We start from the raw sequence: 23,309 nt of genomic DNA, 5'->3' as shown, positions 1-23,309 counted from the left end.
TTTAATTTCTTTTTCTTTTCTTAATTCTCAACAGAACAATTCCGACTCCACTTAAAGAAACCATACTCATCACCATCCACATATATACATGGCTCATATCATTTGTTTTCGGAACAGAAACACGAGTTACTGATACACGTTCTTTTCTTGGTTCTTCCTTTTTCATACTTGTATTTGCCTTTTCTGGTTTTGTTGGCTTTTCTAGTTCCTCTGGTTTTTCTGGTTTCGTTGGCTTTTCTGGAATATCATCATTAATAATAACGAATGTTTTATTCTTTTTCTCCACAGAAGATTGGAATCCTTCTGGAACATCTACCTCTTCAACCGTCCATACATTATCTTTGCTCAAATTTTCCCAAGTGTATGTCCAACCATTTTGTTCGCTCAGTTCAATCGTTTCATATCTAACACCATCTTTCAACAATGCTACCGTCACATAAGAAGTTGCTGTACCACCATCATCCAAATTCCATTTTTTCTCTACTTTTACAGATGTTGTTTCAGGAATAATCGTTTTATTTTCAAAAACCAATTCAGAAACAACCTCTCCTTCATTTTTTTGGTATGTCACTTCTGCCTTTAAGCTATGACTACGCTCATCCTTAGTAACACGAACCACTGCTGTGTAGACTGTTGAATCATAAGAGATAAGTTCAGAATTTCCAGGCTCTTCAGAAATATTATAAGTATACACACCTATTTCTTGTATCGGTATCGAATCAAATAAAATTTTTCCATCAACTCCGTTATTTTTGATATCTATCGTTTTTCCGTTTCCATCTTTTAATATAAAAGTAAATTCTCCTTCTGCTGGAACTTGACCATCAAAAAGTTTTCTCGCCTGCAATGATACTACTGCAGGTGCTATTTTTTCCTTAACATTTTCAAAAACAACTGTTTTAGGAATTCCATCAGTCAACGTTCCTGATTGTTGCTTTGGTATATTCCAACCTTTCACCGGTTTCTCAGCAATAGTATAATTCGATTCTGGAATACCCGTAATCATTTTTGTACCTGCACCTTGAATATTTACTTCAGCATATCCATTTTTAAATGTCACTCCATCTCGAACTCCGTTAAATCTTGCTCCATTTCCTAAAAGTCTAATACTAAAAGTAAAAATATCATCTGTCCAATGATCTCCTGCAATCTTTTTCTGAATTGTGAGCGAAGTGTCTGCTTTTCGGTTTAAAAAGGTCATTGAATTTTTTCCTACACCAATTGTGCCAGATGCTTTTCCAATAATTTTTTTCAGCACATATCCATCCTTTACAACATTTCCCGCAATGGCTGTGTACTCTCCTGGCACACCTGTAAATTCTTCCACGCTATATCGAGTTCCCACTGGCAAATCTTTAATTCTTACCGAAGGAAGTATAGAACCTTTTCCTCCTTTTGTTGCAACAACAGCCACTCCTGAAGAATCAAAATTAATTTTTTCTCCATCCTGGTTTAAATATGTACCTGACAAAGGCACTCCACTCTTATTTTTTAATGTAATCCGAAAACCAAATTCATCATTCTTATCGCTCTTGCTTCCTTCAATAGCCTTAAAAATCTGCAAATATCCTTTTTGCAAATGCTTTGTATTTGTAAAGACAACCTTCATTGTCTTTTCAGCTATAGTAGTCTGTCCATTTCCTGTCACACTTGTAAGTTTATATCCGTTTTCAACAATATTATCTTGTGTACTTGTAAAAGAACCATCGGCTTGTTTTTCTGCAACTTGATAGTGTACACCAACTGGCAAGTCTGTAATAGTGGCAAAACCACTTCCTTTAATGGCAAATTCTAGTTCCCCATTCACAATCTGTTTAGTTACTTTGGAACCATCTTCAAATTTCACTATACAAGTTTTGTTCGTAAGCAATCCTTCGTCATTGCTTAGTGTTAATTTAAATTTGAAAACATCAGCATCTGATGCCCCAGAACCCTCAATCACTTTTTGAACCGTCAACTCTCCGGTATTCAAATATGTATTTACAAAATTAACATCTTTTTGTTGATTCGCAACAATATATCCTGTAGACCCTGTAGATGTCACAGCATACCCATCTAAAGTACGCTCTGTTACAGTATAACCAACTCCAGCTGGTAAGCCAGTAATAATAATTGAACCTCCCGCAGCCACTGATACCGTCGCTTCTCCATTTTTAAATGTAGCACCCGTTACTTTTGAAACGTCTGCTTTCGGATTGTCTAACTTCACCGTAAAGGTAAACTTATCTATTTTCTGTCCGCTAGGAACTCCTTTCACTACTTTACTAATCTTAAGTTTTCCATAAAGCTGAATTGGTTTTGTAGTATTTAAAAACTCTGCCTCTGCTACATTATTTTCTCGAATAGTACCTGTAAGGTTATTTGAGGAGGTTAGAGTATAGTCACTATTCTCTGGCAAAAGATTTTCTGTTACTGTATATGTTATTCCGGCTGGAATATCTGTAATTGTCACCGGTTTATTTTGACTAACTTTTACATTGGCAATTCCTTTACTAAAAGTATATCCCCCAAAGTTTCCAGAAACAAGATTCCCTTGTGCATCCTTCAATGTTACCGTAAAATCAAACTGTTTACTGGAATCGGCACCTTCTCCTGCAACAGTCTTACCTATTCTTAACTGACCAAGTTGTGGTAATTTGACTTTATTAGTAATAACAAGTTGATCTTTTCCTTGTTCTCCATAAGAAACTCGTGTTTTCAAATCTCTTACACCCTCAACAGTAACTGTAATCGGAAATTTACTAGTTTCATATTCTACATCTGGATTATTCCCTTTATTTTCTTGAATATAAAATTGATATTTTCCAGGTTCAGTAAACGTAAGCTCTGGAATCATAATTTTCCCATTAGAATTGTTATAAACCTTTTGATTGTAATCTTGTTTGCTATCTCTTCCAACAAAATCAAAAGAAAATTCTTTGTCCGTTACTTTTCGACCGTTATCCATTTTTTTCTGCACATCTAGCGTAACTTTCACAGGTTTTCTCTCAATTTTCATTTCTTTATAATACGTAACAAGAAGATTTTGCTTATAATCACGGTATTCTTCTGATTTAGGAATGTAAAGATCGAGCACCATATCCTTTGGAGCATCTCCACTATTATCATAGGCTTGATACGCAATATCTGCCGCAAGGTAAGTAATAGGATCTCCCATAGAAGTATCATACTTATCACAAATTTTAATTCGATCCCAATTTCCTTTTCCTAAACTTCCATCTGCTTTAATCGGACTCCAAAATTTATCAAGTGCAGTGTTATAGTCAGTAAATAGCCAAACTGCCATCTGTGTCGCTAAACGCACCGCATCTTCTGCATATTCATCTGGGATATGATAAAAATCTATCGCACGATCTATGAAGGATTGATTATTACAGACACCTTTATTTCCTGGGTATCCCAAATAAGTTGCCCACATAACAGAATTACGAACATAAGTACTTCCAAGACGTCCTTTTATAGGATCTGCTGCAAGACTTGCAAATTCATTTTCTGTACCATTTTCAAACTTTTTCAAATACATTGTACGATTTGGGGCAGATTTCTTTTCATTAAAACAAAAAACAACATACTTTGTTTGATTATCATCCTTCGTCATCCAATAATTTGTAAGGGACATTTTATTAAAACGTAAGACATGTTCTTTTGAATTTTTTCGAGACATATAATCTAGATACTTATTCTCAGATTGAGTTCCCACTCCCAAAATATTTTGATCATAGACATCTTTAGCAAACACTGATAATGGTAACATATTAATAATCATCACCATAACAAGCAACATACTTAAAAACTTAACTTTTCTAATTTTCATAAATTTCCTCCTTATTCCGATTTTATAGTGTCTTTTACCTCCATTTATTTTTTAACAGGCAATAGTATTTAAATTGAAGTTATGCAAAAACAGGCAGACTTATCCCGTCTGCCTGTTTACCTATATATTTAAATTTCGTTAACTTCATCATATTCGTTAACTCCTTTCATCATATACTTAACTTTTCTGCATAGTGAATTCCTCTGCCACAAGATCTGCCAATGTTTTGCTTCCAAAGTGTTCTTCAAACACCTGCTGAAAATCCAAATAAATTTTTCTTACTGGGCAAACATCATCTCGATTCAAATTGCAAGGTATCGAATCATCAAGACATGGGTTTATCTTTATAACTCCCTCCGTCACCTCAAAAATATCTAATAAAGATATTTTCTGCGGATCTATCGCTAGTGAAAAACCACCTTGGCTCCCCGCCTCAGATTGTAATAGTTTATGTTCTCTAAGGGGTCTTAAAATTTTAGGAAGATAATTTCGATTAATCCCTAACGCCTCACTAATAGTACTTATCGATGCAGACTTCTTTCCTTTCTCTTGCTGACATGCAAGATACAGTAAAATGCGAATGGAATATTCTGTCTGTGAAGAAAATTGCATAATTTCTACTCCTTCCAATTACAACCATTGCTTGGTATGGTATATATGATAGCATGTTTTTTTATAATTTACAAGTGTTTTTTCCTTATTGTTTATACAATACCATTATTAAACATCAAATTTCTTATCATTTTCATTTATCACTTAATATATTACCCATTCTCTACTCGAAATCTTTTGGTTAACAAAATCTTATCATTTTTCACTTTAACCAAAAATACTTCTCCATCATCCACAGAATATATCTTTTTATACTGTTGTAGAATCGTAGCATCCATATTTTTCTCAAATTGTTTCAAATTTCGATAACTATAATGTGGAATAATTGTTCCCGAAAATAGTCCAAGTGCTTTCAAGTCTTGTAACATAGGCGTATTCGTTTCAAACTCGTTCCCTAACCCAATGTCATCTCCTGCTACCATTGCTCCTGCACTACTTCCAATATACACCCCTCCTTGCTCTATTATCTTTCTGATAAAAGGTTCTATTTTTCTTTGTTGTATATAATATAACGTCTCAAACACATTCCCTTCACCAACATACACATATAATATTTTTTCCAAAAGCTGAAGATCGTCTTTTAACTCTTCAGCAAAAATGATATTTTCTTTCAAAAATCCAAAATGTACACAAGCTTCTACTACCATTTTCTTCCTTAAATCTGTATGATATGTAACAAGTAAGATTTTTTCTTCTTTTAAGTTTTTCCCTAAAAAATCTAATGATTTTTGAATCAATTGGCTTCCCACATATGTTTGGATTCCTTGAGAACTCAAAATCAAACTATACGAAACATCCACTTCTCAAACACCTCTTTCTAAGCATAGTCTACTTTTCATTTAATATTATATTTTTTCTAAAAAATGGACAATCCCATTCTAGGACTGTCCATTCACTCTACGAATTATACAATTTTTTTGCTCTATATTACTTTCTACATCAAATGCATCTTAGTATAATTTTGCACCTGCTGGAATTCTATCATCTACCATAAGAACATTCAATCCTTCTCTTCCTTCTTCAAGGTGAGTCGCTGAAATAATCATACCACAAGAATCAATTCCCATCATCTTTCTTGGTGGAAGGTTCACAATTGCAATAAGTGTCTTTCCAACCAAATCTTCTGGTTCATAGTAATCATGAATACCACTTAAGATAACTCTATCTTCTCCACTTCCATCATCTAAAACGAATTTAAGAAGTTTTTTACTCTTCGGAACTGCTTCACATTCTTTTACTTTTACTGCACGGAAATCTGATTTACTAAATGTATCAAAATCAACCATATCTTCAAAAAGTGGTTCTACTTCTACTTTAGAAAAATCAATTTCAACCTTAGCTTCTTGTTCTTCTACTGTATTTGCAACTGTTGAAGCCATCTGTGTTGCATTATGTGCTTCATTCTTAGAAGCGCCCTGTGACTTCATTGTTGGGAACAATAATACATCTCTAATTGCTGCTGAATCTGTAAGCAACATACACATTCTGTCAATTCCAAAACCAATACCACCTGTTGGAGGCATACCAATTTCCAAAGCATTCATAAAGTCTTCATCTGTTGTATTTGCTTCTTCATCACCTTGTGCAAGTAATTCCTCTTGTGCTTTGAAACGTTCTCTTTGATCGATTGGATCATTTAATTCTGAATAAGCATTTGCCATTTCCCAACCATTCATAAAGAATTCAAAACGTTCTGTATACTCTGGATTTTCTGGTTTTTTCTTTGTTAATGGAGAAATTTCAATTGGATGATCCATAACAAATGTAGGCTGGATTAAATGTTCTTCTGCAAACTCTTCGAAGAATAACGCAAGAATATCACCTTTTTTATGACGTTCTTCGTATTCAACTTTATGTTCTTTCGCTAATGCTCTAGCTTCTTTTAATGTATGAACTTCGTTCCAATCAACACCTGCATATTTCTTAACAGCATCTACCATTGTAATTCTTTCAAATGGTTTTCCTAAATCCATTTCCACGCCGTTATAACAGATTTTTGTTGTTCCAAGAACTTCCTGTGCTACATAGCGATAAAGATTTTCTGTTAAATCCATCATTCCGTTATAATCTGTATATGCCTGATATAATTCCATTAATGTAAATTCCGGATTATGTCTTGTATCCAACCCTTCATTACGGAATACACGTCCAATTTCATATACACGTTCCAAACCACCAACAATCAATCTCTTTAAATATAATTCTAAAGAAATACGAAGTTTAAAATCTTCACTTAACGCATTAAAATGTGTTTCAAAAGGTCTTGCTGCTGCTCCACCTGCATTTGAAACTAAAATTGGAGTTTCCACTTCCATAAATCCTTGACCATCTAAATATTTTCTAATTGCACTAATAATTTTAGAACGTTTAATAAATGTATCTTTGACATCAGGATTCATAATTAAGTCTACATATCTTTGACGGTAACGTAAATCTGTATTTGTCAAACCATGGAATTTCTCTGGAAGAATCTGAAGACTTTTTGATAACAAAGTTACTTCCTGTGCATGTATAGAGATTTCTCCCATTTTTGTACGGAATACATCACCTTTAATTCCTACGATATCCCCAATATCCATTTTTTTGAAATCTTTGTAAGACTCTTCTCCTACATTATCTCTTGCAACATAAGACTGGATATTTCCCTGTAAATCTTGAATATTACAGAAAGATGCTTTTCCCATAACTCGTTTAGACATAATACGTCCTGCGATGGATACATCTTTTCCTTCCATTTCTTCAAAATTATCTTTGATTTCCATACTATGATGCGTTACATCATATTTTGTAGTAACAAACGGATTTTTCCCGTTTTCCTGTAAGTCTGCCAATTTTTCACGGCGTACTTTTCTTAACTGATTAATATCCTGTTCCTGTGCATTCTTTTGTTCTGCCACTTTTCCCACTCCTTTAATTAAATTGACCTTTCAATTTTTAACACTTTGTATTCCATCACACCTGCTTGTGTTTCTACTTCTACTACATCATCTACTTTTTTCCCAAGCAATGCTTTTCCTACTGGTGATTCGTTAGAAATTTTTCCTTCAAGACTGTTTGCTTCTGTTGAACCTACAATTTTGAATTCCATTTCTTCTTCAAATTCATTATCGTATACTGTTACTGTACATCCGATGCTGATTTTATCTAAATCCACTTCATCTTCTACAACAACTTCTGCATTTTTCAAAATCTTTTCTAATTCTTCAATACGAGCTTCAATATCTCTTTGTTCATCCTTTGCCGCATCATATTCTGCATTTTCAGACAAGTCACCTTGTTCTCTTGCCTCTTTAATTTTTCCTGCTACTTCTTTACGTTTTACAACTTTTAAATTCTCTAATTCATCTTCAAGTTTCTTTAATCCAGCGTAAGTAAGAATAGTCTTTTTGTCTGCCATCTTAACTGCCTCCCTTGATTTACCATTTTATTATTTCATGAAATTTTTCATGTATTTCTTCATTTGAATATACTTTGACAATTTCTGTATTATACTCTAGAAACAAGGGATTGTCAAGATTTTGCCCCTTTTTATAAGAGTAGAAAACAGAGCAATCTTTCCTTCATTATAAAAGGTAAGATTGCCCTGTTTTAATATTTACTGTTTATTTCTTTTTTCTTTTATAAACTATGGTTCCTCCAAATGTTCCTACTGCTCCTAATACTAGCATAAGTAACATTGTAATTGGTGCATGATCACCTGTTTTTACTCCCGCTGTATTGTTTTTCTGTACTGGATCTTTTGGTTGCGTAGTCACTTTATCCGAATGATTATTTCCCGTATTACTTTCAACTTTTTCAAGCATCGGTATTATTTGGGTTTCTTTTGCTCCACACACTTCACAAATTCTTGTTTTTTCTCCATTTTCTGTGTAAGTCGGTTGCTTTATAATCTCCCATTTAGCATTTTCAAAACTATGTTCTGCTTTTTCAATAGTTTTTCCTTTTTGTAGCATTTCACCACATACTGCACACACAAGATCTCCTGTATACCCTTCCTCTGCACAAGTTGGTGCTTTTTTGTTTACAAGTTTTTCTGTATGTTTATTTGGTTTCACTACTCTTTTTTCTTCTAATCCACATTTTTCACAAACGCGAACCTCTTTTCCTTCTTTTGTACAACTTGGTTCAACAACTACAGTCCATTTTCCCCAACTATGCTGGCAAATACTTGGTTCATCTACAATCTGAATCGAATATGTAATTCCATTTGTAATCAATTCTACCTTACCTACATTTACAGCAGTAACTTCCGTACCTGCAGATGCTGTATAAAAATTCCATGCATTGTCATCACTTGCATAAGCTGCCACTTTATTATTTGCTTGGGCCCAATTATTTAAATATTTTCCGTTATTCGAAACTGCAAATCCTCCTTGATTTCGTTTTACTATAGTGAGCACTTGTGGCGTATCTTTTAAGGTTACATTTTGATTATCAATATTTATGTATTTTCCATTCACATCTTTCATTGTGTAACCATTTTCTGCTTTTGCGATAGTCCAAGAAGATTCTGCATATGTACCCGTATGTAAGTTTGCTCGTTTCATACCCAAACCTGTTGGATTTCCTTCTGTACTTGATGTATTTAACATAATGTGTGTACTATTTCCAAATAAATATGTACCCTCTTCTAATTTGTCAATTGCTTTATAAGGTGCTACACCGTTATTTTCTTTTGTTTTAATACTATTCGCATCACCTTTTACCTGAACAACTTTTCCAGAAATTTTATATGTTTCTCCCACTTTAAGTGTTATTTCTTCTTTTTCATTCTTTACAATAATGTAATATGTTGTTTTTCCAATGGTTTCTTCTGTTTTTCCCTCTGCTTTTCCTGTAATAGTTATTGTTGTTTTAGCCTTTTCTGACTGTCCTTCATACAAATTACCAGTCACTTTTGCAACATAAGCGTATTTTTCTGTTTCCTGAGAAGGATTAAGTAAATAATTTTTTCCATCTGCTGCTTTTACGCCAATTAAATATTGTCCGTTATTTTCAATTTCAGATACATCCTTTACTTTTACATACCCTAAAATTTCACTATCCTTTGCAGTTTGCGATGCTTTATAAATAGAAAACTTGCAGTTATCATGTGTACTTCCGTTTCTATCAAAGTATAATTTTCCTGCTTCTTTATGGAAGTATAAATATCCTCCACTATGTCCTTCCCCATCTTGTTTGAAACTAAATACTCCATCATTTTCCTTAGTCACTGTAAGATCTGCACCTGTTTTTGTAAATGGTGTATTTGCTGATGTCGCTGTCTTTGGAGTAAGATATACTTTCTCTCCTTTTTCTGTTATTGCAGAAATCACAAATTTCCCATTATCTTTTTTATCAAATGTAAATAGACTACTGCTGATTTTCTTTTTCTCTCCGCTAAACTGCGCATTTGTTCCCAGTTGAATTTCCGCTTCCGGTTTCATTTCAATCTGTTGTTTCACTACTTTTGCAACATGATTAAAACTACTTGTTGTATTTGATGGATGTAATACATAATTTGTTCCATCTGTTGCCTTAGAAGCGATAAGATATCTTTCCCCACTTGCTATTTCTGATAATTTTGTTACTTTCTTATATCCAGGAATATCTGATTGTTCTTTTTCTACTTTTTTGTATAATTCAAACGTACAATTGTTATCTGCTGAACTGTTTCGATCAAAATGTAATTTTGAAGTATCACCTTTCCAAAAATATAAATACTTTCCATTATTTCCTGCTGAAGTATCGGCCAATGCAAATGTTTCATTTTCTTTCTGCTCCAATTGAATATTTGCAGATGTTGTTGTACATGCACATTTGCTCGGTGCATTTTTGTGGCTTAAATACACCGTTGTTTCCCCACTTTTCGCTGAAACTGTATATGTATTTGTCTTGCCATTTACTGATTGAAATGTAAATAAACACGAGTCTAATATTGTTTCTTGTCCATCAAATTTTCCATTTGCTGTTGCAAGTTTCGCCTTACTTACATTTTCTACTTCTTTTGCGTTTTCTCCTTCTAACGTAATATCAGCGATATTTTTGTTCAAACTTTCTAATGTATCATCACTATAATTTCCTGTTTTATCCGTATAAGTTTTTGTATCACCTACACGAAGATTTACAATCTCATAATGTTCACTGTCTGTCACATTTACACGTATTTTTGTACTTGCTTCTCCAGATTTCACAGTGACAACTGCCTGTTCTAACCCCTTAACTTTTTGCGAGGTTACTGTTAATTTACCCTTTTCATATACTCCCTTTACTGCCAATGGATTATCCGAATCTACAGTCACTTCTGCATTTTCTTTCACTCCATTTACAGTAAATGTTTTTGTTACATTGGATTTCATAGTAACGGAAGATACACCTTTTCCAGTTTCATCCGTACACCAAATATTTCCGACTACTCCACCTTTTACAATCTCTTCAATATCTAAACTCGTATATGTGATTTCTGTCCAACCATTTTCATACAATAGCCCAACTGTTCCATCTGGCAATACGGCCAAACAAGAATACGCATAATACTCTGAGCCATTCACACTATATTCATATGTCCATTTTAACGTTCCATCTTCTTGTACTAAAGCCACAAATATTTTTCCTGCTGCACGACTTCCGGTATTAGAAGGTGCCGCAAAAAGAATAGCTGTTTTACCGTCAATTTTTTTCGGATAAGTGATTGCTGTTAATTGACAACTTAAATTATAAGTTATCCCCATATTTTTTCGTTCAGACCAATTTTCTCCCCAATCTGTTGACACATAATACCCACCATGACGTGTGAACATATACAATTTCCCATCGGCTTCCGTTATAACCGCTTCAGAGCTTTGTCTAGATACAGATTTTCCTCGTTTCCATGTTTTTCCTCCATCATCAGAGTAGATTGCTGTACTATTTTTGTCCCCACCTGTAAATTCATACGCTGTAAATACAATTCTCCCCTTTGAAGTTACCATTCCTCGCCCAGGACCTACAAGAAGCGATTGTTCATTGTCTTTTCTTAAATTTAAGATGGAAGGCACAGACCATGTTTTCCCTCCATTCTCTGATGTCGTCAAATAAAGATAGTCTGTAGGCCACACTTGAAACGGCGAACCCGCTTCAAAAAGATTCGCATTTACGTCTTTTCCTTTCACATTAAAATAAGCATCAACCGTATAACCTTCTACTGTTTTTCCATCTTTATCTTGAATAAAGTATGCATCATTTTTATTTTCTTTTGTATTTTTCACTAAACGATATGTATAATTTTCAGGTTTTGTACGTTCGCCACACCATACATCATTCCAGCCTCTTGCATCTGCTAAAAGAATATTTCCTTTATCATCATGGCTCTTTCCGGCAAGTGGCGATTTCTTTGCTCCGTTTAAAGCATACCCTGCTGGATATAAATCAGCAATCATATATACCTTTTTCCCATCTGTTGCCATTGCTGGATCAATGAAAGCTGTAGAATTGACGTTGTGTTCATTTCCATTATCCCCTAAATAATTGGCAAATGTATAATTCCATGTTTTCCCTTTATCTTTTGAATAGGACACAATTGTATCCAATCCTCCCCCATCCATGTGCGTTGTCCACCTAGCATCACAACCAGCTACCAAAGTTCCATCATCCAATGACACTAAACATGGAATACGAAATTTATCGCTTTCTCCTGTTCCTGCCCAAAAGGGTTGTTCTTTTGTTGTTTGATCGGATGGTTTAACCCCTTCTTTTGCCAAGACCATTGGCATACTACTAAAGGTTAACGTCGCCGCAAGTAACAATGATAAAATTCTTTTCTTTTTCATTTTCCCACTCCCTATTATATGTTTTGTGCAAAACAATTAATAATTTGATGTTTTTTCATTCTTTTTTATTATAATACTAACAATAAAATTTATCTATAAGAAAAGTTATACAAAAAAATATCCTGGTATAGTGCTTTTTGCTCTATAAACAGGATATTTTTTATATAGTTTTACTAATCAATTAATCTTTTATCCAGTAATGTTTTTAATTCTTCAAAACTTTCCACTCGATTAATATCATCTCTCAATTTTGCAGAATTTTTCATTCCCGTTGTATACCATGCAATATGTTTTCGCATTTCACGTATTCCAAGATAATCACCTTTATATTTCATCTGTAACTCAGCATGTTTTAACATTGTCTTTTTCACTTCATCTGCAGTAGGACGTTTTGGCATCTCGCCATATTTTTCATAGTAAAGCAATTCAGAAAAAATCCATGGATTTCCTTGTGCCCCTCTTCCAATCATAATCCCATCACAATTTGTTTGTTTTTGAATTTCTATAGCATCTTCTCCACAAGTCACATCTCCATTTGCAATAACAGGAATAGAAACCGCCTCTTTTACTTGACGAATAATGTCCCAATCTGCTTTTCCAGAATAATACTGTTCTCTTGTTCTTCCATGCACAGCAATAGCTGCTCCACCACTCGCCTCAATAATTTTTGCAATTTCTACAGCATTTACCGATTCATCATTAAATCCTTTACGAATTTTCACTGTTACTGGTTTTTGAATAGCAGCGGACACTTTCTTCACAATCTGTTCCACTAATTTTGGATTTTGCATAAGAGCAGAACCCTCTCCATTCTTTACAATTTTAGGAACAGGACATCCCATATTTATATCTAAAATAGCAAATGGTAATTCTTCAATACTTTTTGCCACTTCACTCATCACATCTGGATCCGATCCAAATAATTGCAAAGAAACGGGTTTTTCCTCTGGATGAATTTTCAAAAGGGCTTGTGTATTTTTATTCTTATACTGAATCGCTTTTGCACTAACCATCTCCATACAAAGAAGACCTGCTCCTTGTTCTTTGCACAACAAGCGAAAAGGTAAATCCGTCACACCTGCCATCGGAGCTAAAATATATTGATTTTCCAATTCTACATTTCCGATTTTTAGCATCATTCCCCGATTTCCTCTCCTAAACAAAACACTTTGTAATATAGTTCTAAGGAACGGAGAAAATCCTCTTTTGTTCTTTGCAACTCTTTAATTTTTAATTGACTTCCGATATCGTCATAAAGAAAATCATTTTCTTCTGAAGATACTTCAAATACAAGAGTTCCATCTTCTTCAAATTCTAGTGCAAGAATTCCTCCAATTTCCTCTGTATACAATACACACATAATTTTCAATTCATCTTTTATCCTACTTGGAAGTGCCTCAAAATCTGGATTAAAATAATATTTTTTTTCATATGCATTTGATGCACACAATACTGTTTTTTCTTCTTGATTATACATATTCATACATTCCTCTCACTGAAACTTCTCCCGCAAAAACATTCTCAATTTTTCCGGTTTCTTTCTCTACAAGCAATTCACCTTTTTCATTGATCCCTATGGCAATTGCCTCATATTCATTCTGTGGTTCCAAAATACGTACTTCTTTCCCACAATTTATTAACATTTCATTGTATTCTTCTTTAATAAAAGATACATCTTTCACCTCTGAAAAGCAATCATATTTTTTTTCAAAGCATTCCATAATCTTTGCAATCAAATCTGTACAAGAAAACTTTCTTCCACTTTCATTTTTAAGAGACGTCGCTTTGTCTCGAAGCTCTACCGGAAATTTTTCCATATTTACATTGATTCCGACTCCTATGATTACCGACGAAATATTTTTTTCTTCCATTTTCATCTCGGTAAGAATACCACAAATTTTCTTTTTCCCAATAACCAGATCATTTGGCCACTTAATCTTTACATCTAAACCTTCCTGTTCACGCAAAACCTTCGCTACACTATATGCCATGACTAAAGTAAGCATTGGAGCCAAATCAGCCGAAAACTTTGGGCGTAACAAAAGAGACATATAAATATTTTCTTCCTCTTCAGACTCCCAAATTCTTCCTCTTCTCCCTCGTCCTGCATATTGTTTTTTTGCTATCACAAGAGTTCCATGTTTTTCCTTCTTTTCTGCCAAACGCAATGCTTCAGTATTGGTGGAATCAATTTCCTCATACGAATATATTGTATTTCCTGCCCATTTTGTATTTATTTTCATCAAATCCGTCACATAATCCCTTCCTATTCTTACAAGTAATGAAACAAATTTAGGAAATTCTTTCTGTTCTTTTCTCCATTTATATCGCGTACAAATCTGCTCATATAATTCTTCTTCGGTATATATCCTATACTTTTGTATATGTAATAATTTTGCACTGGCTTCCAACATCGTCAAATACAATTCCTCTTCTGTATACCCCACTCCCATACGAAGTTCAAAAGCTGTTTCCAGGCGTTCTTTTTCTGACAAGCGCAAAATTCTCGTTTTATAATAGCATTCTTCTTGTGTTTGTTCAATATAGTAAATGCTTCCTTTCAATCCATAAAGCATTCTCTGTGCATCATAATATCCTATTTTTATATTTTGTTTACTTCTTTTTTTATCAAACTCAATAATACTTCCCAATTTTACATGGGGCAAAATTTTATATACCTGTATATCTTCTGTAAGATGTACTTTAGGTTCTCTTCCTGGTCCAAAAATACGAATTTGAATAATGTCTTTATACCCCCGATTTACAAGGGAACCTAATGGTACATTATTGATTACCCCTCCATCAATATAGGTTTTTCCATGTAATTTTTCATTTTTAAATCCGATCAGATATGCACTCGCTAATAAAAAATCCTCCAATAACCCCTCTGAAATATCTTTTATACTTAAATCTAATTCTTTCATATCTGTCACAGAAAATGTCATAATATAGTATTCTTTTCCAGATTCACGTATTTTTTTCTCATCAATATTTTTATGAATCAACTCCCGAAGAGGCGTCACATCAACTCCACCTTCAGACACTATCTTCCATAGTTCTCTTAATACTTCTGTCAAAGCATTTTCCTTTTTGAATAATTTTTCCATCCATATATCATCCACGTCCATGACTTTTGAAAATGTAATCTCACTCCACACTTTCTCAGCTTTTTCCACATCATCCATACAAATGAAAGCTCCATTCAACGCCCCTACAGACGTCCCTGCCACTGCATTGATTTTCACTCCTGCCTCCCGTAATGCTTTCCATGCTCCAATCTGATATGCTCCTCTTGCTCCTCCTCCATCTAACATAATTGCATATTCTTTATCTAAATCAATCACCGGCTTCATTTCAAACCTCCTTATATATGCACATACAACAAAAGGGATATGCTAAACATACCCCTTTCTTTATATACTTATTTTTCTGATCCAATTTCTGTCACAGATTTAACCAATCCTGCAATGCTTTGGATTTCTGATGGAATAATAATCTTTGTTGCTTTTCCGTCTGCTGCTTTTGCAAAAGCTTCTAAACTCTTCATTGTTAATACAGCTTCATCTGCTCCTGCTTCTTTCAAGAAGCGAATACCATCTGCATTGGCCTGCTGTACTTTCAAAATTGCTTCTGCCTGTCCTTCAGCTTCTTTAATCATTTTTTCTTTCTGTGCCTCAGCTCTTAAAATTGCTGCTTGTTTTTCTGCTTCAGCATCAAGAATCGCAGATTCTTTATTTCCTTCTGCAACAAGAATTGTAGATTTCTTTTCTCCTTCTGCACGAAGAATTGATTCACGTCTTTCACGCTCTGCTTTCATCTGTTTTTCCATTGCATCTTGAATAGCAGCTGGAGGAATAATATTTTTCAACTCTACTCTATTTACTTTAATTCCCCATGGATCTGTTGCCACATCAAGTGAAGATCTCATTTTCGCATTGATTGTCTCTCTGGAAGTAAGTGTTTCATCTAATTCCAAATCACCAATAATATTACGAAGTGTTGTCGCTGTAAGATTTTCAATTGCCATAAGTGGATTTGCTACTCCATAACAAAAAAGCTTTGGATCTGTAATTTGATAAAATACAACTGTATCTATTCTCATTGTAACATTATCTTTTGTAATAACAGGCTGTGGTGGAAAATCAGCTACCTGCTCTTTTAAATCTACCTTTCTTGCTACGCGCTCAATAATCGGTATTTTAAAATGTAAACCTACGCCCCAAGTTGCTTGATATGCTCCCAATCGTTCTACAACTAATGCCTGCGCCTGTGTGACAACCTTAATGCAGGAAACCAATATTAGTATAACTAAAATTAATAAAGCAATTCCAATAATTGCTCCCATTCCTATGCCACTATTTTCGTAATACATAGAAACCCCTCCTTATTTTCTGAAAATATTGTTGTTGTTTTTTATATTACTATATTTTATTTTGTTTTTCAATAAAAATTATAACTATTATGTTTTAATTATCGGAAAAGCAAGTCTGATACAAAATATATTATCGTTCTCTACTACTTCAAATGTCCCTTTATGTTTTTCCATAATTGCAGCACAATTATGCAATCCTATTTTTGCTGATTCTCTTTGATCTTGCTTTTTCGCTTTTGTATTCTGCATAGAAAGTACAAGATAATTATTTTCCACTGCATAGCGAATAAAAATTGGCTTAGAAAAATCCCCGTACTTTTCCAAATTAGAAAACAAATTATGAAAAAGTCTATACACAAAACGAACATTCACTTCTAAAGTTGATGTAATATCACTTACATCCCGTCGTATATCTGCCCCCTGCATTTCCAAATCAAATAAATTTTCCTCAAACAATTGCATAATCAATTCATTTCCGTTTACCTGTTCAAAAATAACTTGCTCTTCTCCGCCATGGAGAAGAAAATGTTCAAACAGTTCATTTGTCAATTCTTTTAAGTGATTTGCCTTGTCTAAAGAAATCCCAACATATTTACGCAATTTCTCATCTTCATATTCCCCACTTTTCACTAACTCTAAGTACGCAATCACAGTTGTCAGCGGTGTTTTAATATCATGAGAAAGGGAAGCGATTAAACGCTGGTTCGCTTCATAGGCCATTTTCTCTTTTTCCATTTTCTCTTTAACTGATAATCTCAACGCATCTATACCTCGAGCCACATCTGTAATCTCATCATTGCCCCACAGGCTCACAGAACAATCTAAATCTTCCAACAGCATATTCAGTTCTTTCTGTATTGTAACAAGATATGTGATTTTCCTACGAACCCCAACTACCATAACGATAAAGAAAACAAGGAAAGAAGTAAACAGAGAAATATACATCGCATAATTTTCTGCCGAAAAATCATAACAAAACAGAACTACCTCCGCCTTTTCTAAACCTAATATCAATTCATAATTCTTCATTCTCCCAAAATGTTCTCTTTTTTCTATTCCATCGACAATGTTATCTGTTTGTCCATACATGGCATCATAAATAATGTTTCCCTTTACAAAAATTTTAAGAAATACATCTTCCTTGTCAAATACCCAATCATCAATTTTTCCAATGCTCTGAACAGTAATTTTTTCTCTCGTAATGTAATTTTGCAAGTCTTCAACATATTTCTTTTCTAACTTTTCGATATGTTCCGCTGTATTATAATACCTTGTAATGAAATATGAAGAAGAAAAAAGAAGAAGAACATACACAAATATAGAAATACCAAAAGATAACAGACTCAAAACGAACAACTCTCTATTTAGATACTTTTTTCTCATTTCTTTCATCAGTAATCGCATAACCCTTTCCCCAAATATTTTTAATATATTTAGATGCCTGTGATGTATCATGTAACTTACGTCTCAAATTTCGGATATGCACCATCACAGTAGCATTCACAGAAAAGTGATATGGTTCATTCCATATATTCTCATATAATTCTTCAAGTGTAAAAACTTTGTTAGGATTCTTTGCCATAAAAAGTAACAGTTCATACTCTGTATTAGTAAGAAGAATTTCTCTTTCCCCTTGATAAACACAAGATACAGTTTTATCAATCCGTAAATCTTTAATACAAATATAGTTTTCTTCCACCCTTTTCCCTTGATAAATACAATATCTCCTTAACATCGCTGAAATTCTCGATAAAATTTCTATTTGAGAAAAGGGCTTTGTCAGATAATCATCTCCACCACTTGAAAATCCCATATATTTGTCATTTTCTGTTGTTTTCGCAGTAAGAAATAAAATCGGAAATGTATATGTTTCTCTCACTTTTTTACAAGTAGCAAGTCCATCCTTTCCAGGCATCATTATATCCAAAATCATCAAGTCAACTGTTTCGTCCAATAATTCCAATGCTGTTTCCCCATTATCCGCTTCTTCCACCTCGTAGTTTTCCTTTTCTAACAGCACTCTTAATGCCTGACGAATATCTGCATCATCATCGACAACCATGATTTTACTTCTCCGCATATGCTCCCCTTCTTTCGCTTTTTTCATATTATACCATATCCCTTTTCTTTCTCTGGTAAAAATATGTAATTATAAAGAAGCATAAAATAATAATGCATACCGTAAAATATTCACCCTTTATATCTGGTTTTAAAAAACTGTCATTTTTTAGAAAAATAATTTGCAATGCTCCGATAATAAGATAATTATATAAAACTTTCATCAAAACCCAAATACTGAAAATTATTTTTTGTTTTAAATTTTTCGGAACTTCTAAAAGTGAAGATCCTCTATCACTTTCTCGTGCTTTCCAATATTCATACTCTATTATACCAGAAACAAATACAGCTAATCCTGCCAAAATATATTCTGTTTTTGTCGACGGTTGTAATAATGAAGTCCCATCTCCTAATATAACATCCGCCGCTGCAAAGCAGAGATAACGTCTTAAGATATTAAAAACAGCTACTATTGCTTTTCTATAATTCTTCATAATGATCCCACCTTCATTTTTGATATATCTATTCTACAATACTTTTTCTGAAAGAAGAGAAATAAAATTCTAAAGATTTCTAAAGAATAAGAGGTCAGTTCAAAATTGAACTAACCTCTTGTTTCACCTTTATTTTTAATGGAAGTAATGACTTCCAATTTTATATCCTGTATTTCCATTTCCAAAGAATAAACGATTTCCAATTGGATTTTCTCCTGCTAACGCTGCATCAGCTGCTTTATAACATTCTGCTGTTGCTTTTCCAGACGCAAGTACACGACCTAATTTTCCTGTAATCGCTGGACCAAATTGTCCTCTTTGATAAATCACACCTGAGATTGTATTTGGAAATCTTCCACTTCTTACACGATTCATAATAACAGCTCCAACTGCAACTTTTCCTTGATATGGTTCTATTCCTGCTTCGCAGTAAATAATTGCTGCCATTAAATCTCTATCACTTGTTGATACGGACATTGGTGCATTTCTTTTCTGTGAAGCAGCTGCTTGTTCAGCTTTTTTTCTCTTTGCCTCTTCTTCAGCCTTTCTCTTTGCTTCCTCAGCTTTCTTTCTTGCTTCCTCTTCCGCAATTTGCTTCATAGTCTTTCCATTCTGCGTATTTCTTGTAACCTTTGCTTCATTTACAGAAACAGTGAGCTGTGCATTATCTGCCCCTTTTAATGTTAACTGTTTTCCGTCTGTTCCTACAACAGAATATTCTTTTCCATTTACTGTAGTTTTAGCTGGACAGACTGATTTCGCTCTTTCCACTGCTTTTGTCCCAAGTACAAGATAATCATTTTTTATATATCCTACCACATCACCTGAAGAAACTTTAGACCACATCTCCCCTGCTTCTTCAATGTTCATAATTGTATTGCGATATACCTTTCCAACTAATTCGCTATTTTCATTTGCTTCTGCATAAATTGACATTTCTCCGTCTGTGTTTGCTAATGCTTTCTGATTAAATTCCTGTGTTTCTACCGCAACAGCTGCAACCTCTGGTAAACTAACAGTAATATCATCTAACACTGGCTTATCCCCTAATAGTTCTACAATCCCTTGAGTTTCTGATTGTGCATCTGCTGCTTCACTTGTAAATACCGCTGGAATTACAAGACAAGTTGTAAGTAAAAGACATGCAGTCACTTTCATAATCTCTCGTTTCATATATAACCTCCTGAGTCATTATCTGGTTTGATTTGTTAATATTATTATACCCAAATAATGCGTTTTAATTACGATTTGTTACAATTTTGTTACAAATCTGTCTTGGAGCATACTAACACTAAAAGATTTTCTTGTCAACCCCCATGTCTAAAAAAATTATCGTCTCTGTCTACACACCTCGAACATCAATATCGACGAAGCAATTGCCGCATTCAAAGATTCCACTTGCCCATGCATACGGATTTTCACCCAAATATCAGCCATTTCTGCGATTTCTTGACTCAATCCATTTCCTTCATTGCCAATCAAAAAAGCACATCCACTTTTGTAATTTTCTTCATCATAATTATTTTTTCCTTGCAAATGTGCTGCATACACTTTAATCTTCTGTTTTTTCACTTCTTCAATTGTCTTTTCTAAATTTTCTACATACAAAAATGGCATACGATAAATGGACCCCATTGTAGACCGAATTGTTTTGGGATTATAAATATCCACACAATCTTTACTTAGAATAATTCCACTCACACCAGCCCCTTCTGCCGTTCTGACAATTGTTCCCAAATTCCCCGGATCCTGCAAATTTTCTAAAATCATTAAATGAGCTTGTTTTTGTCTGAAAATTTCTTCCAGTTTTGTCTTTTTTTGTCTAACTATACACAAAATTCCTTGTGGTGTTTTCGTATCTGACACATACGAAAATACTTTATCCGACAAAATCTCTACTTTTAATCCCTCTAAATCTAATTCCTGTTTCTTCTTATTAAATAGTGTTTCAGAAATAAACACCTTTTCAATACGATTTCTTGGTGCTTCAAGAAACATTTTTATACCCTCAACAACAAAAATATTTCTTTCATTCCTCACCTTACTCTTCTTTTGCAATTGTAGCAATTCTTTTACTTGCCCATTGCTTGTACTTGTAATCATGTCCTTACTCCTCTTTTAGTTTCTGTAATACCTTATTTGAACCAATCAAAATAATAATTCCTTCTTCTGGAAGTGGTTCGGTTGGCTCAAAAGAAAGATTCACCTTTCCATCATGAATAATCCCAACAACATTAATTCCTTTTCTCTCTCTTATACGCAATTCCAATAGAGTCTTTCCTGCCCACTTGCTAGGTATTTTCCATTCTACTAAACTATATTCTGGCGATAAGTCAATCCATTCCGCAAAATTTGTCGCTACAATTCCTCTCGCAATACGAATCCCCATCTCTTTTTCTGGATAAACAATAACATCTGCACCAACTTTCTTCAAAATTCTTCCTTGTAATTCTGTTTGTGCTTTTGCTATTACATACGGAATACCCGTTTCTTTTGCCATAATTGTTGCTACAATACTTGCCTCGAGATTTTCCGACAATGCAACTATTGCCCCATCTAAATTTCTTGCTCCAATTGTCTCCATCACTTCCGCTTCTTCAATATCCGCACGCATGGCATATGATACTTCATCAGAAATTTCTTGTATTTTTTCCATTGATTTATCAACGACAAGAACTTCACATCCTAATCTTTCCAACGAAAGTGCCACACTTTTACCAAAATTCCCTAATCCAAATACCGCATATTGTCTTCCCATTTTCTTATCTCCTATCCTACTAGAATACGTTTTTCTGGTAATTCTCTTACCCTATCTTTTGTATGACCTTTTCCAAATATCAATACCATTGTTACAGGTCCAATTCGTCCGATATACATCAACATCATGATAACATATTTACTTGCTGTTCTCAGTTCAGGAGTTAAATCAGCACTTAACCCTACTGTTCCCATTGCCGATGTAGTTTCATATAAAATACGCATAAATTCCATATCTGGTTCCAATACAGAAACAACTACTGTTCCCATAATCAAAAAGCCCATGGAAAGAAAAATCACTGCAAGTCCAGTGCGAATATTGTCTTCTACGATCTTTCTTCCAAAACATTCTGTATCTTTTCCGTTTTTAATAACGGATCGACATGTCAAAACAAGCATAGCAACCGTTGTCGTCTTCACACCTCCGGCTGTACCCGCTGGCGACCCACCAACAAACATAAGAAGACACGTAATCAATTTTGATCCGTTTGTTAAACCTGATTGAGATACGGTAGCAAATCCTGCTGTTCTTGTTGATACCGAATGGAATCCTGCTGCCATAAGTTTTTCTCCCAACGACATATTTCCAAAAGTCTCTGGATTAGCATACTCCATAACAAAAAAACTAACCATTCCCACAAAAATCAATGCGATTGTCATACTAATGGCAATTTTAGAATGTAATGTTAATTTTGTAAACACTTTCCTAATGGAAGCCCTTTCTTTTCCAATTTCTCGAAATATATTATTAATGACATCCCACCAAACTGTAAATCCAATTCCACCTAAAACAATTAACATCATCGTTGTAAAATTAACCAAAGGATTTATTGCATACTTTGTAAAACTAGAATTACCTAAAATATCAATTCCCGCATTACAAAAAGCCGAAATTGAATGAAATATAGAATAACAAATTCCCTCTACGATTCCATATTCTGGTATAAATTGAAAAGCGAACAATATTGCTCCTATTCCTTCCACCACAAAAGTACCTTTAATGATTTTAATCAAAAATTTTACAAGCCCACTTAACGTATCCATATTATAAGTTTCTTGAATAATAATTCGTTCTCGCAATGTGATTTTCTTCTTTATGATCAAAAAGAAGGAAAATGTACAAGCAATAACTCCAAGCCCCCCAATTTGAATGAGTACAAGAAGAATTCCTTTTCCTAACACTGTAAATTGTGTTGCTGGGACAATAGTAACAAGTCCTGTCACACATACCGCAGAAGTTGCTGTAAATAGTGCATCTGTAAATTGAATTGGTTTTGTATTACTTACTGGTAAATACAATAAAATTGCCCCTAAAATGATAATCCCCAAAAAACCTGCAGCAATCAGCTGCATTGTAGTAAACCTTATACTTTTCTTTCGTTCCTTCACAAATTTATTCCCCACATTCTAATAAA

Annotated in this window: 17 protein-coding genes; all 17 read right to left on the bottom strand. The window is 34.0% G+C overall.

Annotated features, from left to right (window positions below; all coding sequences use genetic code 11):
* Position 1: 1 nt before the first annotated feature.
* The gene (locus ACY2U7_RS01390; protein ID WP_461815722.1) at positions 2 to 3,814 is read right to left on the bottom strand and encodes a DUF7601 domain-containing protein; all 3,813 of its coding nucleotides are present in this window, start codon (positions 3,812 to 3,814) and stop codon (positions 2 to 4) included.
* A gap of 177 nt (positions 3,815 to 3,991) precedes the next feature.
* Entirely contained in the window at positions 3,992 to 4,426 is a 435-nt protein-coding gene (locus ACY2U7_RS01385) for an RrF2 family transcriptional regulator (RefSeq protein ID WP_461815721.1), read from the bottom strand.
* A 152-nt stretch (positions 4,427 to 4,578) separates the two neighbouring features.
* The gene (locus ACY2U7_RS01380; protein ID WP_461815720.1) at positions 4,579 to 5,226 is read right to left on the bottom strand and encodes a Type 1 glutamine amidotransferase-like domain-containing protein; all 648 of its coding nucleotides are present in this window, start codon (positions 5,224 to 5,226) and stop codon (positions 4,579 to 4,581) included.
* Positions 5,227 to 5,376: 150 nt separating this feature from the next.
* Positions 5,377 to 7,323 carry a lysine--tRNA ligase gene (gene lysS, locus ACY2U7_RS01375; protein WP_461812906.1) on the bottom strand — a complete coding sequence of 649 codons (1,947 nt, stop codon included), beginning with the start codon at positions 7,321 to 7,323 and terminating at the stop codon, positions 5,377 to 5,379.
* Between the two features lie 17 nt (positions 7,324 to 7,340).
* On the bottom strand, positions 7,341 to 7,823 hold the full coding sequence (gene greA / locus ACY2U7_RS01370) for a transcription elongation factor GreA (RefSeq protein ID WP_461810654.1): 483 nt from the start codon (positions 7,821 to 7,823) through the stop codon (positions 7,341 to 7,343).
* Between the two features lie 205 nt (positions 7,824 to 8,028).
* Positions 8,029 to 12,213 (bottom strand): sialidase family protein, encoded by a 4,185-nt coding sequence (locus ACY2U7_RS01365; RefSeq protein ID WP_461815719.1) that lies wholly within the window; start codon positions 12,211 to 12,213, stop codon positions 8,029 to 8,031.
* A gap of 173 nt (positions 12,214 to 12,386) precedes the next feature.
* Positions 12,387 to 13,352, bottom strand: a complete 966-nt coding sequence (gene dusB, locus ACY2U7_RS01360) for a tRNA dihydrouridine synthase DusB (RefSeq protein ID WP_461811768.1) — start codon at positions 13,350 to 13,352, stop codon at positions 12,387 to 12,389.
* Complete coding sequence (locus tag ACY2U7_RS01355; RefSeq protein ID WP_461815718.1) at positions 13,349 to 13,696, bottom strand: DUF6145 family protein; 348 nt, start codon at positions 13,694 to 13,696, stop codon at positions 13,349 to 13,351. Before ACY2U7_RS01355 ends, dusB begins: the two co-directional genes overlap by 4 nt.
* On the bottom strand, positions 13,683 to 15,566 hold the full coding sequence (locus ACY2U7_RS01350) for a biotin--[acetyl-CoA-carboxylase] ligase (RefSeq protein ID WP_461811770.1): 1,884 nt from the start codon (positions 15,564 to 15,566) through the stop codon (positions 13,683 to 13,685). The genes ACY2U7_RS01355 and ACY2U7_RS01350 overlap by 14 nt, the downstream gene beginning before the upstream one ends.
* A gap of 68 nt (positions 15,567 to 15,634) precedes the next feature.
* Positions 15,635 to 16,585: an SPFH domain-containing protein gene (locus tag ACY2U7_RS01345; protein WP_461811771.1), complete on the bottom strand. Its 951-nt coding sequence runs from the start codon at positions 16,583 to 16,585 to the stop codon at positions 15,635 to 15,637.
* Positions 16,586 to 16,672: 87 nt separating this feature from the next.
* The gene (locus ACY2U7_RS01340) at positions 16,673 to 17,989 is read right to left on the bottom strand and encodes a sensor histidine kinase (protein ID WP_461815717.1); all 1,317 of its coding nucleotides are present in this window, start codon (positions 17,987 to 17,989) and stop codon (positions 16,673 to 16,675) included.
* On the bottom strand, positions 17,946 to 18,665 hold the full coding sequence (locus tag ACY2U7_RS01335) for a response regulator transcription factor (RefSeq protein ID WP_461815716.1): 720 nt from the start codon (positions 18,663 to 18,665) through the stop codon (positions 17,946 to 17,948). Before ACY2U7_RS01335 ends, ACY2U7_RS01340 begins: the two co-directional genes overlap by 44 nt.
* Before the next feature lie 28 nt (positions 18,666 to 18,693).
* Positions 18,694 to 19,137 carry a hypothetical protein gene (locus ACY2U7_RS01330; protein ID WP_461815715.1) on the bottom strand — a complete coding sequence of 148 codons (444 nt, stop codon included), beginning with the start codon at positions 19,135 to 19,137 and terminating at the stop codon, positions 18,694 to 18,696.
* 135 nt (positions 19,138 to 19,272) lie between these two features.
* Entirely contained in the window at positions 19,273 to 20,310 is a 1,038-nt protein-coding gene (locus ACY2U7_RS01325) for a cell wall hydrolase (RefSeq protein ID WP_461815714.1), read from the bottom strand.
* Positions 20,311 to 20,466: 156 nt separating this feature from the next.
* Entirely contained in the window at positions 20,467 to 21,240 is a 774-nt protein-coding gene (locus ACY2U7_RS01320; RefSeq protein WP_461811776.1) for a TrmH family RNA methyltransferase, read from the bottom strand.
* 4 nt (positions 21,241 to 21,244) lie between these two features.
* A complete protein-coding gene (locus ACY2U7_RS01315) occupies positions 21,245 to 21,895 on the bottom strand; it encodes a potassium channel family protein (protein ID WP_461811777.1) in 651 nt (216 codons plus the stop codon).
* Positions 21,896 to 21,906: 11 nt separating this feature from the next.
* Positions 21,907 to 23,283, bottom strand: coding sequence for a TrkH family potassium uptake protein (locus ACY2U7_RS01310; protein WP_461811778.1), 1,377 nt, complete (start codon positions 23,281 to 23,283; stop codon positions 21,907 to 21,909).
* Positions 23,284 to 23,309 lie beyond the last annotated feature (26 nt).

Origin of the sequence: Faecalimonas sp. (genome assembly GCA_029264305.1) — a bacterium.
GTDB lineage: Bacteria > Bacillota > Clostridia > Lachnospirales > Lachnospiraceae > Faecalimonas.
This window is presented reverse-complemented; position numbering and strand designations above follow the sequence as displayed.

What these genes read in the sequence shown, in the direction of transcription:
- ACY2U7_RS01320 (WP_461811776.1), bottom strand. Translation starts at nt 21,240, where the DNA reads ATGATTACAAGTACAAGCAATGGGCAAGTAAAAGAATTGCTACAATTG.
- ACY2U7_RS01335 (WP_461815716.1), bottom strand. Translation starts at nt 18,665, where the DNA reads ATGCGGAGAAGTAAAATCATGGTTGTCGATGATGATGCAGATATTCGT.
- dusB (WP_461811768.1), bottom strand. Translation starts at nt 13,352, where the DNA reads ATGATGCTAAAAATCGGAAATGTAGAATTGGAAAATCAATATATTTTA.
- ACY2U7_RS01345 (WP_461811771.1), bottom strand. Translation starts at nt 16,585, where the DNA reads ATGTATTACGAAAATAGTGGCATAGGAATGGGAGCAATTATTGGAATT.
- greA (WP_461810654.1), bottom strand. Translation starts at nt 7,823, where the DNA reads ATGGCAGACAAAAAGACTATTCTTACTTACGCTGGATTAAAGAAACTT.
- ACY2U7_RS01385 (WP_461815721.1), bottom strand. Translation starts at nt 4,426, where the DNA reads ATGCAATTTTCTTCACAGACAGAATATTCCATTCGCATTTTACTGTAT.
- ACY2U7_RS01390 (WP_461815722.1), bottom strand. Translation starts at nt 3,814, where the DNA reads ATGAAAATTAGAAAAGTTAAGTTTTTAAGTATGTTGCTTGTTATGGTG.
- ACY2U7_RS01365 (WP_461815719.1), bottom strand. Translation starts at nt 12,213, where the DNA reads ATGAAAAAGAAAAGAATTTTATCATTGTTACTTGCGGCGACGTTAACC.
- ACY2U7_RS01340 (WP_461815717.1), bottom strand. Translation starts at nt 17,989, where the DNA reads ATGCGATTACTGATGAAAGAAATGAGAAAAAAGTATCTAAATAGAGAG.
- ACY2U7_RS01315 (WP_461811777.1), bottom strand. Translation starts at nt 21,895, where the DNA reads ATGGGAAGACAATATGCGGTATTTGGATTAGGGAATTTTGGTAAAAGT.
- ACY2U7_RS01330 (WP_461815715.1), bottom strand. Translation starts at nt 19,137, where the DNA reads ATGAAGAATTATAGAAAAGCAATAGTAGCTGTTTTTAATATCTTAAGA.
- ACY2U7_RS01350 (WP_461811770.1), bottom strand. Translation starts at nt 15,566, where the DNA reads ATGAAGCCGGTGATTGATTTAGATAAAGAATATGCAATTATGTTAGAT.
- ACY2U7_RS01355 (WP_461815718.1), bottom strand. Translation starts at nt 13,696, where the DNA reads ATGAATATGTATAATCAAGAAGAAAAAACAGTATTGTGTGCATCAAAT.
- ACY2U7_RS01325 (WP_461815714.1), bottom strand. Translation starts at nt 20,310, where the DNA reads ATGAAACGAGAGATTATGAAAGTGACTGCATGTCTTTTACTTACAACT.